This window comes from Rhodococcus sp. JG-3 (assembly GCF_000482405.1).
GTDB lineage: Bacteria > Actinomycetota > Actinomycetes > Mycobacteriales > Mycobacteriaceae > Rhodococcoides > Rhodococcoides fascians.
Genome location: NZ_KI519398.1, coordinates 1,431,305 through 1,447,726, shown reverse-complemented (window position 1 = coordinate 1,447,726; position 16,422 = coordinate 1,431,305). Strand labels below are relative to the sequence as shown.

At 64.2% G+C, this 16,422-nt stretch carries 18 protein-coding genes and 1 pseudogene; 11 read left to right on the top strand and 8 right to left on the bottom strand.

The window, feature by feature from the left end:
• Positions 1 to 7 precede the first annotated feature (7 nt).
• Positions 8 to 769, top strand: a complete 762-nt coding sequence (locus tag K414_RS0108280; RefSeq protein WP_027495522.1) for a DeoR/GlpR family DNA-binding transcription regulator — start codon at positions 8 to 10, stop codon at positions 767 to 769.
• A 203-nt stretch (positions 770 to 972) separates the two neighbouring features.
• Here K414_RS0108280 and K414_RS26405 read toward each other — a convergent pair whose 3' ends face one another.
• Positions 973 to 2,199 (bottom strand): sensor domain-containing diguanylate cyclase, encoded by a 1,227-nt coding sequence (locus K414_RS26405; RefSeq protein ID WP_027495521.1) that lies wholly within the window; start codon positions 2,197 to 2,199, stop codon positions 973 to 975.
• A gap of 133 nt (positions 2,200 to 2,332) precedes the next feature.
• On the opposite strand from K414_RS26405, the gene K414_RS0108270 reads away from it, so the two are divergent.
• From K414_RS0108270 to K414_RS28170, 3 genes are read left to right on the top strand one after another with little or no spacing between them, the layout of a single operon-like run.
• A complete protein-coding gene (locus K414_RS0108270) occupies positions 2,333 to 3,538 on the top strand; it encodes an MFS transporter (RefSeq protein WP_027495520.1) in 1,206 nt (401 codons plus the stop codon).
• Between the two features lie 30 nt (positions 3,539 to 3,568).
• Positions 3,569 to 3,925 (top strand): metalloregulator ArsR/SmtB family transcription factor, encoded by a 357-nt coding sequence (locus K414_RS28870; protein ID WP_027495519.1) that lies wholly within the window; start codon positions 3,569 to 3,571, stop codon positions 3,923 to 3,925.
• 53 nt (positions 3,926 to 3,978) lie between these two features.
• Complete coding sequence (locus K414_RS28170) at positions 3,979 to 4,716, top strand: TetR/AcrR family transcriptional regulator (protein ID WP_051365006.1); 738 nt, start codon at positions 3,979 to 3,981, stop codon at positions 4,714 to 4,716.
• Here K414_RS28170 and K414_RS0108255 read toward each other — a convergent pair.
• Both K414_RS0108255 and K414_RS26395 read right to left on the bottom strand, forming a co-directional pair.
• The gene (locus K414_RS0108255) at positions 4,689 to 5,657 is read right to left on the bottom strand and encodes a diiron oxygenase (RefSeq protein ID WP_027495518.1); all 969 of its coding nucleotides are present in this window, start codon (positions 5,655 to 5,657) and stop codon (positions 4,689 to 4,691) included. The genes K414_RS28170 and K414_RS0108255 overlap by 28 nt on opposite strands.
• A 163-nt stretch (positions 5,658 to 5,820) precedes the next feature.
• Positions 5,821 to 6,144, bottom strand: a complete 324-nt coding sequence (locus tag K414_RS26395; protein ID WP_141215110.1) for a hypothetical protein — start codon at positions 6,142 to 6,144, stop codon at positions 5,821 to 5,823.
• 155 nt (positions 6,145 to 6,299) lie between these two features.
• Between K414_RS26395 and K414_RS0108245 the strand changes: the two genes are divergently transcribed.
• A complete protein-coding gene (locus K414_RS0108245) occupies positions 6,300 to 7,094 on the top strand; it encodes an SDR family oxidoreductase (RefSeq protein ID WP_027495517.1) in 795 nt (264 codons plus the stop codon).
• Positions 7,095 to 7,104: 10 nt separating this feature from the next.
• Here K414_RS0108245 and K414_RS0108240 read toward each other — a convergent pair whose 3' ends face one another.
• A complete protein-coding gene (locus K414_RS0108240) occupies positions 7,105 to 8,046 on the bottom strand; it encodes a GGDEF domain-containing protein (RefSeq protein WP_161631786.1) in 942 nt (313 codons plus the stop codon).
• 234 nt (positions 8,047 to 8,280) lie between these two features.
• On the opposite strand from K414_RS0108240, the gene K414_RS0108235 reads away from it, so the two are divergent.
• Positions 8,281 to 9,255, top strand: coding sequence for a GGDEF domain-containing protein (locus K414_RS0108235; RefSeq protein WP_161631785.1), 975 nt, complete (start codon positions 8,281 to 8,283; stop codon positions 9,253 to 9,255).
• 66 nt (positions 9,256 to 9,321) lie between these two features.
• On the opposite strand, the gene K414_RS0108230 is transcribed toward K414_RS0108235, so the two are convergent.
• Positions 9,322 to 10,344: an ABC transporter substrate-binding protein gene (locus K414_RS0108230; RefSeq protein ID WP_027495514.1), complete on the bottom strand. Its 1,023-nt coding sequence runs from the start codon at positions 10,342 to 10,344 to the stop codon at positions 9,322 to 9,324.
• 170 nt (positions 10,345 to 10,514) lie between these two features.
• Here K414_RS0108230 and K414_RS0108225 point away from each other — a divergent pair, with 170 nt between their 5' ends.
• The 5 genes from K414_RS0108225 to K414_RS0108205 are packed head-to-tail and all read left to right on the top strand — an operon-like array spanning position 10,515 to position 14,069.
• Positions 10,515 to 11,519 (top strand): 3,4-dioxygenase subunit beta, encoded by a 1,005-nt coding sequence (locus K414_RS0108225; protein WP_027495513.1) that lies wholly within the window; start codon positions 10,515 to 10,517, stop codon positions 11,517 to 11,519.
• A gap of 33 nt (positions 11,520 to 11,552) precedes the next feature.
• A complete protein-coding gene (gene tatA / locus K414_RS0108220) occupies positions 11,553 to 11,759 on the top strand; it encodes a twin-arginine translocase TatA/TatE family subunit (RefSeq protein WP_027495512.1) in 207 nt (68 codons plus the stop codon).
• Positions 11,756 to 12,535 (top strand): twin-arginine translocase subunit TatC, encoded by a 780-nt coding sequence (tatC, locus tag K414_RS0108215; RefSeq protein WP_027495511.1) that lies wholly within the window; start codon positions 11,756 to 11,758, stop codon positions 12,533 to 12,535. Before tatA ends, tatC begins: the two co-directional genes overlap by 4 nt.
• Complete coding sequence (locus K414_RS0108210) at positions 12,523 to 12,954, top strand: twin-arginine translocase TatA/TatE family subunit (RefSeq protein WP_027495510.1); 432 nt, start codon at positions 12,523 to 12,525, stop codon at positions 12,952 to 12,954. The genes tatC and K414_RS0108210 overlap by 13 nt, the downstream gene beginning before the upstream one ends.
• Before the next feature lie 50 nt (positions 12,955 to 13,004).
• Entirely contained in the window at positions 13,005 to 14,069 is a 1,065-nt protein-coding gene (locus K414_RS0108205) for a 2-oxoglutarate and iron-dependent oxygenase domain-containing protein (protein ID WP_027495509.1), read from the top strand.
• A 12-nt stretch (positions 14,070 to 14,081) separates the two neighbouring features.
• Here the strand turns inward: K414_RS0108205 and K414_RS29540 are convergent, their stop codons facing one another.
• The 3 genes and pseudogenes from K414_RS29540 to K414_RS0108195 form a co-directional block, all read right to left on the bottom strand.
• Positions 14,082 to 14,750: an exopolysaccharide biosynthesis polyprenyl glycosylphosphotransferase gene (locus tag K414_RS29540; RefSeq protein WP_237606156.1), complete on the bottom strand. Its 669-nt coding sequence runs from the start codon at positions 14,748 to 14,750 to the stop codon at positions 14,082 to 14,084.
• Between the two features lie 82 nt (positions 14,751 to 14,832).
• A pseudogene (locus tag K414_RS29535) lies at positions 14,833 to 15,525 on the bottom strand (sugar transferase); the annotation flags it as partial.
• Positions 15,526 to 15,691: 166 nt separating this feature from the next.
• Positions 15,692 to 16,399, bottom strand: coding sequence for a GAF domain-containing protein (locus K414_RS0108195; RefSeq protein WP_027495508.1), 708 nt, complete (start codon positions 16,397 to 16,399; stop codon positions 15,692 to 15,694).
• Positions 16,400 to 16,422: the final 23 nt, after the last annotated feature.

Here is a 16,422-nt window from a genome sequence, read left to right as displayed (position 1 = left end):
GTAGTAGGTGCGAGCATCGGAAGCGCGGCGCGGCGAAATCGTCCGGCTGGCCAAGTCCGGTGGCCTCACCAGCGTCGACGAGCTGTCGTCACTGTTCCAGGTGACGGCCTCGACCATCAGGCGCGATCTCGATCACCTCACCAAGCAGGGGCTTCTGGCCCGCACCTACGGCGGGGCCATTGCCATCGGCAGCCGTCACGAGGCGTCGGTGAAGCAACGCTCCCTCGAGGGATACGAGGCCAAGCGGCTCATCGCGGCCAAGGCCGCGGAGTACGTGCAGCCCGGGGAAACCGTCCTGCTCGACGCGGGAACGACGGTCGGTGCCATGGCGGAGTATCTGCGTCATGCCGTCGACCTCACCGTCATCGCGGCTGGATTGACGGCGCTCGAGGCGTTGGCCGACGCCGACGAGGTGCACGTCGAGTGCATCGGCGGCACATTACGGCACCTGAGCCAGGGTTTCGTCGGTCCTCTCGCCGAGGCGTCGCTGCGACGAGTGTCCTTCGATCGGGCGTTCCTCGGTGCCGACGCCGTCGCCGCCGATTTCGGGATCTGCGAAGCGGGTTACGAGCAGACTCAACTCAAGGAGTTGATGATGGAACGTGCCACGACGACCTACATCCTGGCGCATTCGACCAAGCTCGGCCAGAAGCCCTTTCACGCCTGGGCCCCGATTCCTCCGGGCACCACGCTCATCACCGATTCCGATGCCGCGCCGGAGCAGATCGAGGCCTTCCGTGACAGTGGCGTGGAAGTGGTGCTCGCGTAGTCCGCACCCTTCGGGCGGGTCGACGCCGTGCAGACGACGCAGACGCGAACAATCCGGTCCGCACCTCCCCGCCGCCCCGCTCACCCCCCCTACCGACGGATCAATGCGACTTTGTTGCACTCCAAGCGACTGCAAGCCACATTGATCCGCAATGGGGAGCCGCACGAGGGGTCAGCCGCACGTCGGGGAGCCGGTCGAATGGGTCAGCGTCGTTTCGACGAGTACATGCGTTCGTCCGCGATGTGCAGTAATTTTTCGGGGCTGACGGGTTTGTCCCAGCTCCATCCGACGCTGACCGATGCGGGTACCGGAACACCCTCGATGAGGTAGGGGCCGGCCAATAGCATTCGCACTCGGGCGGCGAGGCGTTCGACGCCGTCGGCCGATCGGGAGCTACGCAGCAGAGCGACGAATTCGTCGCCTCCGGTGCGGCAGGCGATGTCTCCGGCGCGGAGGTTGGCGCGGATGCGGGCTCCGATGGCGGCGAGCAGTCGGTCGCCTACTGCGTGGCCGTATCGATCGTTGACGGATTTGAAGGAGTCGATGTCGACGAACAGGATTCCGACCGGGTTCTCGTCGGCGGCTTCCTTGAGGGCCTGAAGTTCTGCCATCAACCGTCGGCGATTGGCCAGGCCGGTCAGGTCGTCGATCAACAGTTGGCGCTCGAGTGCCGCCTCGGCAGTTTTGCGTGCGGTGATGTCCTGGATCTGCGCGATGATGATGTCGCCGTCGTCGTTGTCTCGTACCACGGTGGCGTTCCGCTGGACCCAGATCGTGGCTCCGTCCTTGCGGATGTATCTCTTCTCCGATGCCACGCTGGTGAGCGTCCCGTCGGCCAAACCGGCAAGGTGTTCGTCTGCCATCGCGATGTCGTCGGGATGCGTGAGGTCTCGAAAAGTTTTCTGCAGCAGTTCTTCCGAGGTGTATCCGAGGAGATCGCACAGCGCTTTGTTCACTTGCAGCCAGCGGCCGTCGGTTGTCAGTAGCGCTTTGCCAATTGGTGCGTACTCCATCGCGATCTGGAAGAGGCGCACGGCACGGTCGCGTTCGCGTTCTGCCTCGGCACGAGCGCTGACGTCGACGACCATTTCCGTGAACCCGACGACGACGCCGTCGACGAAGTCGGAAACGTAGGTGGCCTGGGTGACGCGTACGACGCCGTTGACGTCGATGAGTGTGCGGTCGAACTGTTGTTGCTCGCCGGCGAGAGCTCCGGAAATGTAGGGCCTGTTCAGTTCGTACAGCCCCTCACCGAGGAGCTCGCTGATGTGCATACCGACCAGGCGCGCCGGCTCGATGCCGAAGTAGTCGGCATAGACCTTGTTGGCGAAGACGTTGCGCTCCGAGCTGTCCCAGTATCCGATCATCGACGGCAGCTGGTCGATGGCGCGCGCCAGGTGCCCCACTGGATACGTGCGTGGATCGGCCATTGACCACCCCTGGATATTCATTGAGCCGATAACACGACGCTACCGAAAATAGCCCCATCGCGTGGCGTTCGTCGGTGCATCTTGAATAAAACATATGAGTGCGCAAGTGCGCACTCATATGTACAGTGAACGCATGCTTCGGCACAATCACACTTTCCGACGCCTGTTCACCGCACAGGTGGTCGCGCTCGTGGGCACCGGGTTGCTGACGGTGGCGCTCGGGCTCCTGGCCTACGACATCGCCGGAAGCGCCGCCGGAGCCGTCCTCGGTACCGCATTGGCGATCAAGATGATCTCGTATGTGGTTGTGGCACCGGTCGTTTCGTCACTGACCAGCACACTGCCGCGCAAGACCGTCCTCGTGACCGCGGACGCCATTCGAGCGCTCACCGCGCTGGCGCTCCCCTTCGTCGATCAGGTGTGGCAGGTCTACGTCCTGATATTCGTGCTGCAGGCGGCGTCGGCCACGTTCACACCCACCTTTCAGGCCGTGATCCCGTCCGTCGTGCCGGACGCACAGCAGTACACCCGCGCGCTCACGCTCTCCCACCTGGCCTACGACCTCGAGTCCCTGGTGAGCCCGCTGATCGCCGCCGCGCTGCTGACGGTCGTCACCTTCCACACCCTGTTCGTCGGGACGGCGGTGGGGTTCGTCGCCTCCGCAGCAATGGTGGTCGGCACAGCCCTTCCGAGATACGTTGCACCACAACACAAGAAACCACTCGACGGCATAGCGACGTTCGTCCGGCAGCGGGAACTCCAGGGTCTGCTGGCACTGAACATCGTGGTCGCCGCAGCCACGGCTCTCGTACTCGTCAATACCGTTGTGTACGTGCGTGATCTGTTCGGCGGTTCGAGCACCCAATTGGCCATCGCCCTCGGCTGTTTCGGTGCGGGGTCGATGGCGGCGGCGCTGCTCGTTCCGAGAGCCCTCGAGCGGATCTCCGACCATCGCCTCATGCTCGCCGGTGCCGCCGTCGCTGTCGTCGGCACCGCAGCCGCAGCACTCGTCGCCACCCTCGGCGGCGGGCCGACTGCATGGACCGCTCTGGCGATCACGTGGTCGATCCTGGGTATCGGCACTTCGCTGATCAACACGCCGTCGGCGAGGATCTTGCGCCGAGAGTCGGACGAACACAGCCGAACCTCGATCTTCGCCGCTCAGTTCTCCCTGTCCCACGCGGCGTTTCTGCTCACGTATCCGTTGGCCGGTTGGGTCGGGGCGCAATTCGGACTGCTCGCCGCGGCGACGGTGCTCACTGCCTTGGCTACACTTGCGGCACTGTCCGCAGCACGCCTGTGGAGTCGCTCCCGAATCCCGGTCGCCGCCTCCGCATGAGGAGACGCCGTCCACAAAGGAGACACCTCGATGCCACCGAAGAAGGAACAGCGCATCAGTCTCCATCACGAGGCACGACCCGATTCCGCGCGACTGGCGACGGCAACCGACACGTTCCGAATGCTGTCCGATCCCACTCGGCTGCACATACTCTGGCTACTCGATCGCGGCCCCGCCGACGTCAGCGAGCTCACCGCGGCCACCGGCACCTCCCGCACTGCCGTCAGCCAACATCTGGCCAAGCTTCGGTTCACCGGTCTGGTCGAGACTCGCCGCGACGGGCGCAACGTCATCTACAACCTCGCCGACGGGCACCTCGCTCGGCTGGTGCGTGAGGGCCTCAATTTTGCCGACCACAAGGTCACCGGTGAACCCCCGCACGAGTGACCTCCGAACCCCAACGCGCCCACAGCCGCCCGTCGAACATGAGACCATGCAGCATGAGTGACGGTGGCGCACGCCCGAAGGCCGATGGCCGCAAGCGGCGGTGGGAACAGCACAACACCGATCGTCGACGCCACATCATCGAGGCCGCGATGACGGTACTGGCCCGTGACATCGCTCCCGGGGAGCGGCTGACCACTGCACAGATCTCGGCCGAGGCGGGCGTTCATCGCACCGGCCTCTACCGCTATTTCAACGATCGCACCGATCTCGACACCGCGATTCAGCGTGCCATCTGCAAGCAGTTGAGCGCTGCGCTGGTCGCCTCGTTCGCGTTGACCGGCACTCCCCGCGATGTGGTGCATCGGGTGGTGAGTACCTACGTCCGCTGGGTCGCCGAGCATCCCGCGTGGACGCGGTTCGTCGAGCAGGACGTCAGTGCCGAGTCGCCCAGTCCGCTCGAGGAGACCAACGCACTGCTCGCCGAGCAGCTGGAGGTCAGCGTCGCGGCGTTCCTCGCGTTGGTGAATGCGGATCTGTCGCCGGAGGATTGGTCGCTGGTGCGGCCGTGGGTCGCGGGCCTGGTCTCCGGATGCATGGGCGCGGTGCGCAGCTGGAGCGCGCAAACCGAATCACGCACCGGCCTGGATCATTTCGCGACGTTCCTGGCCGACACCATCTGGCTGCAGGTCAAAGGACTTGGGGCATCACGCGGAATCGCGATACCCCAAGTCCCTCTCGAATCTGTCACCGGTCCCCGGGCAGCTCAGCCGAACGAGGGCTCACTGCGGTAGCGCGACGGCCGTCCGTCGATTCCGAGGGCGCGCCACACGCGCTTGGAGACGCGGTTCATCAGTCCCAGTTCGCCGGCGAGCATGCGGACGTCACCGAAGTTGTCGCGCAATGCCTTTCGTGACGATTCACTGTTCCACCACACGGCGTCCACTACCTCGTCGGGGATGTCGAGTTCGCGTCGCATCTGCTTGCTCGGCTTCATGATGACGTCGCACAGCAACCGCATGATGACGGGCGTGAGAATCGAGATCGACGCCTTCTCGAAGGGACCGAGGCGAGGTGCCTTGTACCGAAGGTACTGATGCGCGAAGCCGATGTGGCGCGCTTCCTCGGCGATGTGGATCTGCATGACGCGCTGGACCAACGGGTGGCCGACTGAGCCTCCGCGCAGAACGCCCTTCTGCATGTGGTCGATCGGCTCTTCGCCCGCGAGGACGCCGACGAAGAATCCGAACGGTGCCGAGCGGCTGGCGAACACCGTGAGCATCGGCACGATCTTGCGGAACCATCCGGGTCCACCCGGCACGTCGATGCCGATGCGGTTCACCAGCTCCTGGAACATCTGGGTGTGGTGGCACTCTTCGGTGGCCTCGTGCGTCGAGTACCGGAATTCCGGTGAGTCGTTGGGCAGCGTCAGGGCGTACTGCATGAGGCCGCTGATGAGGATCTGCTCGAACTGCAGGCCTACCTTGACCATGCTGGCCTGGCGATACATGCCGATGTGGATCTGCCGATCCAGGGGAAGCGACTTGTACCAATCGGTGTGACCGAGAGGATCCTCGTCCGGGAGTACCCACCGGGGATCGTTGGGAACGATCGCGTATTCGGGCTCGTCCCAGGGAATGTCGAGGAAAGCGTCGAAGTGCTGATGCACCGATGCCGTCGACAAGGAGTGCAAGGTGTCTCGGTAGTGCGTTCGTGCGTCGTCGACTGCAGTCATGGTGGTCCTTCCGCCTGCGTCCCGAACAATCTTTACGCTACAGAGCGTCACATATAAATCCCGTTAGTGCAACGGACCGTCGCAGATACTTACCGAAATGTTGCCGAAGACGACGAGAGCCGGCCGACGCGTCGTCGACCGGCTCTCGCCACGAATCCTTACCTCACCAGTGCGGCAGCACCATCAACAGGAAGCCGAGACCGATGAGAACGCCGACCGCTCCGGTGCCGATGGCGAGCGCGGTATCGCTGCGTTCGGCGCGCGCCCCGGAGAGATCCGGGCTTCGATCCGCCCACAGCGCAGACGCGATGGCGATCAGGCCGGCTGCGATGCCGAGGCCGGCGGCCCAGAACGACACAATCGACAGAGCGCCGAACATCACGGCAATCTCGGTCACCTGCGTCCGGGTGCGAATATGTCGATTCCACCACCGCGGCGGCACGTCATCCATGTCGTGAGCGTCGAAGTCGGGGGATGTCACTGTCACTGTTCTCTCCTTCCTCAGGCTCGCTGAGCTGGGGTTTGTTGCACGAAAGTATGCCTCTCCATTTTGGCACCCGACGCCCGAGAGTGCTAATCCCAAATTAGTTGCATACGCGCTATAACGGCGTAGGCTCACAACGAACACGACGAGGAGGATCCATGCACATAGATCTCGACGGACGTACCGCCCTGGTGTCCGGCTCCACGCAGGGAATCGGGCTGGCGATCGCTACGTCGCTTGCACAGTCGGGTGCCCGCGTGGTGATCAACGGGCGCTCGCAGGCCACCGTGGACAAAGCCGAGCAGCAGATACTCGACACCGTTCCGGGCGCGCGCGTCATCGGCGTCGCCGCCGACCTCGCCACCGCCCAGGGCGTCGAGCAACTCACCGCGCGCGTCCCCGCGGTCGACATCCTCGTCAACAACCTCGGCATCTTCGGATCCAAGCCCGCCCTCGAGATCGACGACGACGAATGGCGTCGCTATTTCGAGGTCAACGTGCTCTCGGCCGTCCGCCTGATCCGCACCTACCTGCCCGGGATGATGGAATTCGGTTGGGGCCGAGTGCAGAACATCTGCAGCGACTCCGCCGTGGTCATTCCCGAGGAGATGATCCACTACGGCATGACCAAGACCGCGTTGCTGGCCGTGAGTCGCGGATTCGCCAAAGCTGCTGCCGGGACCGGAGTTACGGTCAATTCCGTCATCGTCGGCCCCACCCATACCGGCGGGGTGGAGGATTTCGTGGCCGAGCTCGTCGGCGACGACCTCCCGTGGGACCAGGCTCAGGCGACGTTCATGAAGAACCATCGCCCGAACTCGTTGATAGGCAGACTGATCGAGCCCGAGGAAGTCGGCAACATGATCGTCTACTTGAGCTCGGATCAGGCGTCGGCCACCACCGGCGGCGCTCTGCGGGTCGACGGCGGTTACGTCGATTCCATCCTGCCCTGACCGAGCACTGTCAGCGCCTGCGGCGCAGCATCTTTCGGCGGTACATGTCGGCGTCGGCAACCTGGGTCAGCGCCTCGAGTACGTCGGGTCCGGGGGAACCGACGGCGATGCCGTACGTGACCGAGACGACATGCCCGTCGACGAGTTCCTGCGCGAGAGCGTCGATCTGCACCGCGTCGAGGCCGGCGACGAGGACGATGAACTCGTCGCCGCCGAGCCGGGCGATCACACTTCCGGCCGGTACTTTCTCGGTCAGTGTGTCGGCGAGCCCGATGAGTATACGGTCGCCCGCAGCGTGGCCGTCCCTGTCGTTGACCGCTTTGAAGTGGTCGACATCGAACACGATCGCGGCGATGTTCTCCGATCGACGAGCCGCTCGGGCAGCGAGATTCGTCGCCGCGTCGACGGCACCGGCGCGGTTGAACACCCCGGTGAGCGGGTCACGGAGAGCGCCTGCGATCAGGGCGGCGCCGAGAGCGCCGAACACCTCGGCGGCAGCGAGAATGCACACGACGTAGAGCGCGCCCCACAGCATCGGTGCCGGGGCAGGCGCGAGCAGCAGCGCCGTGGCCGACAGCAGAGCCAACGCCACGCACAGGACCCGTGCCACGACGACGGGATACGTCGCGCGCAGGTAGAGCGCCAGAAACATCGCGGGAATCAACGCCCACACCTGGGCAGCGAGATTCTGATGGGTCAGCATCGTCAGCGCTGGAGCCAGTGCCGCACACACAATGGCGATCACCTGCCGCACCGGGCCTGGTCGACGAGACAGGATCGCGACGAATCCCACCGCAGCGACCACTGCGGCCCACATCTCACCCATGGCCCCGGCACCGTTCGTGTCGGCCCAGGATGCGATGAACGCGGCCGAATAGAGCACCAGCTGTACAGCGAGAAGGGACGACAGAACGCGGCGACGCGAGTCGATCACCACCGACCCCGCGTTCACCGACTGCCTGTTTCGCCGTGGGGACACAGCTCATCATCGCCGCCTACCCGCTGGCGTTACCGGACCGCCCCGTACTTTTCCTGCACCAGCAACACGATCAGCCGAAAAAGCGGGCACGCTGTGGCGGCATTCACCGCCGCCGATGAGCTCGTCCGATGCGAAAATCGTCGCAGGCAACGGAACGGCGGGGTCGTGGTCGAGACAGGTGCCGTGCGCCCTGGCAGGGTATTGGCCATGCCCTCGTTCCCTCACGTTCCGCATCCGAGTTCGGTGCACGGTACGGCGGGTCTACGGACGCGGCTGTTGATGTACTTTCTGCTGGCCACAACCGGTCTCTATGCAGTAGGGGTGATCTTGACGTTGCTGCCTCACGGCGACCGGGTGACGTCCGATGTCACCGGTGGTGTCGTAGCTGTCGGTCTGGGAGCGGCCGGCGTGGTGGTGCTGTGGGTTCGACCCGGTACCGCGGTGGCGCTTCGGCTTGCCCTGGCCGCGGCGATGGTGGCGACACCCGCGGTGATGGCGTTCCATCGGCTCGCGGCGGCGCAGAGCCAGTGTCTGATCGCGGCGATGTTTCTGGCGATGTACATCCGTGCGTTCCATCGGGACGGACCCGGCAGAGTGCTGGTCGGCGTGCTCGTGGTGAGTGTGCTGTCTGCGGTGTGGGTTTCTCCTGCTCCGATGTATCCAATTTCGTACCTGATCTTCGGCGTCGCGGTGATTGCCGCAGGCGAGGCGTTCGGTGTGGTGACCAAGGCTCTCATCGTGGCGTCGTGCACCGATCCTCTGACCGGAGTGTTCAACCGGGCGGGATGGGAGATGGCCGCGGCCGAGGTGGCAGGCAGCAGGACTGCGGAGCTTCCGGTCGCGGTGGTGATCGTCGACGTGGACAATTTCAAGGCCGTCAACGATTCGGGCGGACATCGTGCGGGTGACGAACTGCTGATCGATCTGGCGCAGTCCTGGACCCGCGCAGCTCCCTCCGACGCCGTGATCGCTCGTCTGGGTGGTGACGAGTTCGCGGCGCTCCTGACAGGGCACAGCCGTGATGTGGTCGACGAGTTCGCCCGGATCACCACCGAGTCGTTGCCCTACGCCAGCGTCGGAACAGCTCAGTCCACGGATCCGCAGGAGTCTGTCTCGGACATCCTCGCCCGCGCGGACGAAAATCTGTACGGCGTCAAACATGTTCGCCGAGAACGCCCTTGAGGAGTCGGTGTCATGGGGGGAATCCCCACGCCGCCAAACCAAATCCCTACCCGCATCGCTGCCGCGTCAGCTCCCGGCTACCGCGGTAGCCCGAGCGAGTCCGTCGACGAGGGTCGGCAGGAAGTACGGAATCGACAGTGCCGTCGGGCCTACTGCGGCCCCGGCTTCCTGGCCGACGAATCCTGCCACTGCTCCCCCGGCGACGGCCGGGATCTGCCGCGTCACCGGTGAACCCGTGAATTCGGCCAGTGCAGCGTCGGTGTCGACCTGAGTGAACACCACGTCGGCGTCGATTTTCGAGATGTTCTCCGCCGAGACGGTGGTAGAGAACGTCGAGTCACCGCTCGCCAGGGCCGTCACCGACGGGTCCGAGGTGAAGCCGAGATTCTCGAGCAACTCCACTCGCGGGTCGGACGGCAGCAGCAGGTAGTAGACATCTGCGGCCTCGGACACGTAAGCGATTGTGCGGCCGTCGAACTCGGGGTGTTGCGAGCCTGCGTCGGTGACCTGCTTGTCCAGATCGGCCACGAGTTGACGAGCCCGATCCGGCACGCCCAGCACGTCGCCCGTGGTGGTGATGACATCGCGCCACGGCGTAGACCACAGCTCTTCCGGCGGGGCGATGACGGGAATGCCGGCGGCGGTCACCGCGTCGTACTCTGCCTGGGTCAGACCCGAATGCGGGGCGAGCAGAACGTCGGGGTCGGCGGCGAGCACCTTCTCGACCGTCAATGCGTCGGTCACGTTGTCCAGCAACGTCGGAGCGGGGCCACCGCTCGCCTCGATGGCGTCGGAGATCCACGGATAGATCAGGTCGTCGCCGCCGCCGTATTCGGCCGACGGCATGGCCACCGGCACCACACCCAGTGCGAGCACGGCGTCGGTGGTGCCGAAGCCCCACGTGGCAATCCGCTCGGGCACGGCATCGAGTGTGGTCTCGCCGTACATGTGCTGCACTGTCAACGGAAACGAGTCGGTGGACGACGCGGCGGGGGCGGAAGCGTCGTTGGCATCGGACGAGCTGCAGCTCACCAGGGCCAGTGAGGTGAGCACCGCGGCAGCGAGGCTGGTCAGTACACGATGAGTCATGAAAAGTCCTGTATGTCGGGGTAGTGACTAGAGGTTAGCCTTAGCTTCCCTGAACCGCGAAATCGGGCTCCCAGGAACCTCCCAGCCGGAGCCCAGGGTTCTCCCCGGATCTCCGCAGAGTATTGGCACTACCGAAACATCCAGTGCCACATCGAAGGAGACAGAGCGCGATGCCTCGCATTCCCGAACCCACGAACACCCCCGACGGACTCGCGTACGAAGGTCGACTGCTCGACCGTCCCGACGAGGAGGTGGTCGATCAGGGTGCCGCGTTCGACATCACCACCCTTCTGACCCGTCGCCGTGTTCTGAGCATCGTCGGAGCCGGTGCCGGAGCACTCGCCCTCGCGGCGTGCTCGAGTTCGTCCAACGCCGGAAGTACCACCACCACAGCTGCATCCACGACGGCGACCGCTGCCTCGGCCACGAGCGAGATTCCGCAGGAGACCAACGGCCCGTATCCCGCCGACGGCACCAACGGCGTCAACGTTCTCGAAGAATCGGGAATCGTTCGCCGCGACGTGACGTCGAGCCTCGACGGCGGCACCACGGTCAGCGGTGTCCCACTGTCGTTCACGTTCACTCTCACCGACATGGCGAACGACAACCGCCCCTTCGAGGGGGCAGCGGTGTACCTATGGCAGTGCGACGCGAACGGCAAGTACTCGATGTACTCCGAGGGTGCCGAGGACGAGACGTACCTGCGCGGTGTGCAGACGGCCGATGCGAGCGGGAGCGCCACCTTCGACACCATCGTGCCCGGCTGCTACTCCGGCCGCTGGACGCACATGCACTTCGAGGTCTACCCCGACGCAGCGTCGGCAACCAACGCGGAGAACGCAATTGCCACGTCGCAGGTCGCCTTTCCGCAGGAGATCCTGAACGACATCTACCAGCTCGACACCTATCCGGGCTCCGCGAGCAACCTCGCCCAGCTCGGCAGTCTCGACAACGACAACGTGTTCGGCGACGGCTACGACCTGGAGATGGGCACCTTCACCGGCGACCCCACGAGCGGCTACGTCGGCTCGCTGGCAGTCGCGATCGACACCACCACCGAACCCGCCATGAGCGCAGCGCCTTCCGGCGGCGGTGCGGGCGGCGGGGGCGGACAACCGCCGATGGGCGGCACACCCCCGGCCGGCGGACCTGCCGGAACCGCTCCCACCAACTGACCCTCCCCGACCTTACCCACCGAAGGAAACATCATGTTGCACAACCTCACTGGATGGCACGCCCTCGTCGTTCTCGCCATCGTTCTGCTCGTGTTCGGATCGACCAAACTCCCCTCGCTCGCCAAGGGTGTGGGCCAGTCGATGCGCATCCTCAAAGACGAAGTGCGTGATGACAAAACGAAGACATCGACGACGCCCGATGACGTCTCGGTCCCGGTTCCATACCGACACGCCTCATGACCGCAGCCACCGCCGTGCGGGGTGCGATGCCCCTTGCCGGGCACATGCGCGAGGCACGTCGCCGTGCGATCCGTGCGGCGGTGTCGCTGCTCGTCGGCGTCGTGATCGGCTTCGCGACCTCCGATCGGATTCTCGACGTCCTCCGCGGCCCCGTCGAGGAACTGGCGCTGTCCCGCCAGGCCAGCCTCAACTTCGAGACCGTCACGGGCGCATTCGATCTCCAGCTGCGGATCGCACTGTTCACCGGCGTCATCGTGTCGAGTCCGGTGTGGTTGCGGGAGATCTTCGCTTATCTCACTCCAGGACTGACCCGTCGCGAGAAGAAGTACGTTCTCGGCTTCTCTGCGGCCGCTACCCCACTGTTCGTCGCCGGCTGCGCATTCGGGTTCACCATCTTTCCTCGTATGGTGAGCGTGCTCGCGGGCTTCTCGTCCGACGAGGACAGCACCATCCTCAACGCGTCGTACTACGTGGATTTCGTCATGAAGATCGTGTTGGCAACCGGTATCGCCTTCGTCCTGCCGGCAGTGTTGGTGATGCTGAACTGCCTCGGCATCGTCTCCGCAGACAGGCTGCGCAGCAGTTGGCGTGTCAGCGTGGTGGCGATCGCCCTGTTCAGCGCTCTGGTCACCCCCGCGGCAGACGTGCTGTCCATGTTCCTCGTCGCGCTGCCGATGGTCACCCTGTTCGGCGCGGCTCTCGCGATCACCGAGATACACGACAGACGATCGTCCAGACGTGCTATTGCACAGGAGAATTCATCATGTTCGGCCTGACATTCGAGAAATTGTTGCTCGTCGCGATCATTGCGGGGTTCGTCCTCGGCCCGCAACGACTGCCTGACTACGCCCACCGACTCGGACGGGCGGTGCGCACGCTGCGGCACTTCGTCGACAGCACCCGCAGCACAGCGGAGGCCGAGATGGGCGTCCCGCTGCGCCGCAGCGAGTGGGAGTCGTTGGATCTCAGGCAGTACGACCCACGCCGCATCGTCGCCGACGCACTGCGAGAGAACGACACGGGGACGCCGACCGATCCGGAACTGGTCGCAGAGGCCGCCCGAGTGCGACCCGGTCAGAAGTATCTGATCACCGGACCGTCATCGCATCCGCGTCGCGTGCTCATCGAGTCACTGCCCGAAAACGACCCACGCCGGATCGCTGCCGAGACATCGACGCGCGAAAGTGCGTGCTGAGGCGGTAAATTGTCGGCTCAGCAGCCAGGACTCCAGGAGAGTGAACGCCGATGTCCGATCACCGTGCACACGAGTTCGAGATCCCCACGATCGACATCGGCCCCTTCGCCTCGGGCAGTACGGCCGATGCGGCAGCCCGAGCTCGTGTGGTGGCCGAGATCGACGATGCCTGCACCCGTTCCGGATTCATGCAAATCGTCGGGCACGGCATCGGAGACGAGGTGCTCGACGGTCTGGCGCGGTCCATCGACTCGTTCTTCGCTTTGCCGCTTGCGACCAAGAACGAGTACCGGATACCCGACGCGAATCGCGGATACAGCCCGCCCAAGAGCGAATCATTGAGCCTCAGTGTGGGAGTCGAGTCTGCGTCGCGGATGAACGACTTCTTCGAGGCGTTCAATGTCGGGGTCGAAGCGCGGTCCTTCGACTCCCTCGAACTGGACGAGTCGGATTACGGAATCAACGTGTGGCCCGACGAGCTGCCTGATTTCCGACGCGACGTCGACAGCTATTTCGCCGAGGCGTCTCGGGTCGCCCGCACTCTCACCGGAATCTTCGCTGCGGCGCTCGAACTCCCGGTCGACTTCTTCGACACGCTCACCGACCACTCGATCGACGTGCTGCGGATGAACAACTACGCCCTGCCCGAGGGCATGGTCACCCTCGACGGTGACCTCACCGGGATGGGCGAGCACACCGATTTCGGGATCGTGACGGTGTTGTGGGCCGACCAGGTGGCCGGTCTTCAGGTGCTGGGTACCGACCGCGTGTGGCACGACGTCGCTCCTCGTGACGGAGCGCTGTTGGTGAACCTGGGAGACCTCACTGCGCGATTGACCAACGACCGGTGGCTGTCCACTCTGCATCGCGTCAAGCCACCCGTCGTCGACGGCACCATCGTGCGTCGGCGGTCTGCAGCGTTCTTCCACGACGGCAATGTCGACGCGGTGATCTCCACGTTGCCGTCGCACCTGGACGCGGATTCCGGCCTGCCCTACGAGCCGGTGTCGGTACGCGATCACATCGCCGCCAAGCTCGCCGGATCGCGGCAGGGCAAGGCGAATGTCGGCGCGGTCCGCGAGGCCGCACGCGTACGCGCGGCGGAAGGCCGATGACGGACGCTTGGGTCAGTCTTCCGACCTCTTCAGCACGGCGATGCACGTCAGAAAGACGATCTTGATGTCGAGCCGGAGGGACCAGTTCTCGATGTAGTAGTTGTCCCATTCCGCACGATCCGCGATGGGGGTCTGACCGCGTAGTCCGTTCACCTGAGCCCATCCGGTGAGACCCGCTTTGACGCGATGTCGCTCTCCGTAGCGTCTGATCTGCGCTGCGAACAGGTCGACGTATTCCGGCCGCTCGGGACGGGGGCCTACCAAGCTCATGTCGCCGCGCAGCACGTTGATGAGTTGCGGCAGCTCGTCGAGCGAGGTCTGCCGCATGATCTTGCCGATCCTGGTGCGTCGATCCACACCTTCCACACCGCCGGGTGCCGCTCCCTCGGTCCGGACGAAGTCTGCATCGGAGTCACGTGGTGGCCGCATGGATCGGAACTTCAAGCAGTCGAACGGAACTCCGTCTCGGCCGATTCGTTCTTGCGCGAAAAAGATGGGCCCGGGGGAACTCGCCCGTACCAGCACGGTGAGCACAAGGAACACCGGCGACAGCAGCAGCAGAGCCAGTCCGGCAGCGACCCGGTCCAGTGCGCCCTTGAGGACGAACTGCCACCCCCTCGGATCGACATGCCGCAACACCATCAGGGGCAGCCCGCCCAGATGCTCTATGCGCGCGTGCATTCCGCACGGTGTCGAACATGCGGGGTACGAGCCAGACGCGGGCACCGGCATGTTGTGCTGCACGGATCGCGTCGACTATTTGTTCGTGCGGAGCCGACGCGAACGCGATCACCACCTCTTCCACCCGATGCGCTCGGACTATTCGAGTCAGGTCGGTGAGCGGTCCCAGATACGAGAGCTCCTGTTGCACTAATGGATCGACGACGGACACAGAGTCGACTGTCCCGACGAGATCCATCCCGTACTCGGAGGACTGCTTCATTCTGCGCGCCAGTTGCTCTGTGACGGGACCACTTCCGACGATGACCGTCGGTGCACTCGCATGGTGTTTCGCGCGAAGCCAGCGCTGCCCCCATGCCCGTGCCAGGCACGCGATCGCGAGCGCAACAGCTGCGCACAGCCACACACGGACCATGACCACACCTGGGCGATAGGGAGTCTCGATGGCCAGTATGAAAGCGAGCGTGATCAGGGTCGCGAAAGCGACGGCGGATTGAACCGGGCCGATTTCATCGATGAAGTTTCGTCGAAGCCCACGTCGGTAGAGCTTTCTCAACGCGAGCAGCACAATGACCGTGGGCACGAACAACCATGGGTACCAACCCAACGCAGCGACGCTGCCGGAGCTCCAGTGGACACCTTCGGCTACGCCGATGGCGGCGGCGAGCACGTCGAAGAGAACGGTGAGGATCGTACGAACAGGGTTGCTCCGTATTCGATCCGATACGTTCCTCCCGAAGCGGGCTTTCACTGACTGCGGTGTCGATATCGTCATCGTCGATCCGCGCGAGTTCGACTCGATATCCGGTCCTTCCAAATTTCATGTCCTCAGAGCGGTGACGCCGTTCGGCAGTCGACATTTCGTACACCGAAGACATATCACCCTTCACCTTCATCCGGCGTGCAACGCAAGCATTGTCACTGTCGAAACAGGGCCGCTGTCAACGAATTCGCTGCTGAATGAGCCAGGCGATGTCTTCGAGGGTCTTCACGTGGCCCGACGTCCATTTACGTGGTCGGTAGTCCCACACATCCAGCATTCCGACGGTGAACCCAGCGTCGGACTTGATCGGCGCTGCCATATAGGCGATCAGATCCGCAGTCGCGTGATCCCTCAATAGCGCGTGCTCTCGAATGTCCTGCGCCACCAGCGTTTCGCCGGCTTCCACCACGACACGGCATGCCGACCGTTCCACCGCTACGGTCTGTGGCTGCGCTGCCGTTCCCGATGTTCCGACGCTGGCTTTGATGAATTGTGTGTGATCGTCGACGAACGAGATCGACGCACCCTGTGCTCCCATGGCTCGCAATGTCATCCGGGCCAGTTTGTCGAACTGCTCGTCACGAGAACTGCCGATCATGCCGGTAGCTCGTACCGCGGCGAGACGGTCGACGTCGCCGATCTGTAAGTACGTCTGCGGAAGTGACGTCGAATCGGGATCGGACAACTCGATGTTCTCGTACTCGAAACTACGGGCGTCCGCGAGCACGGCGGCCACTTCCGGTGAGGACTCTCGTTCGAGTTCGGTGACGAGCCGAGTGATGATTGCCCGACGTGCGTAGGTGTTGAGGGACTCGCCGGCCCTGTCGGCATGGTGCGTCAACAGCCTGTTGATTCGATCTCCGAATCCGGTTTTTCCCAAGTCCACCTATCGGACGGTAGTTCACTACG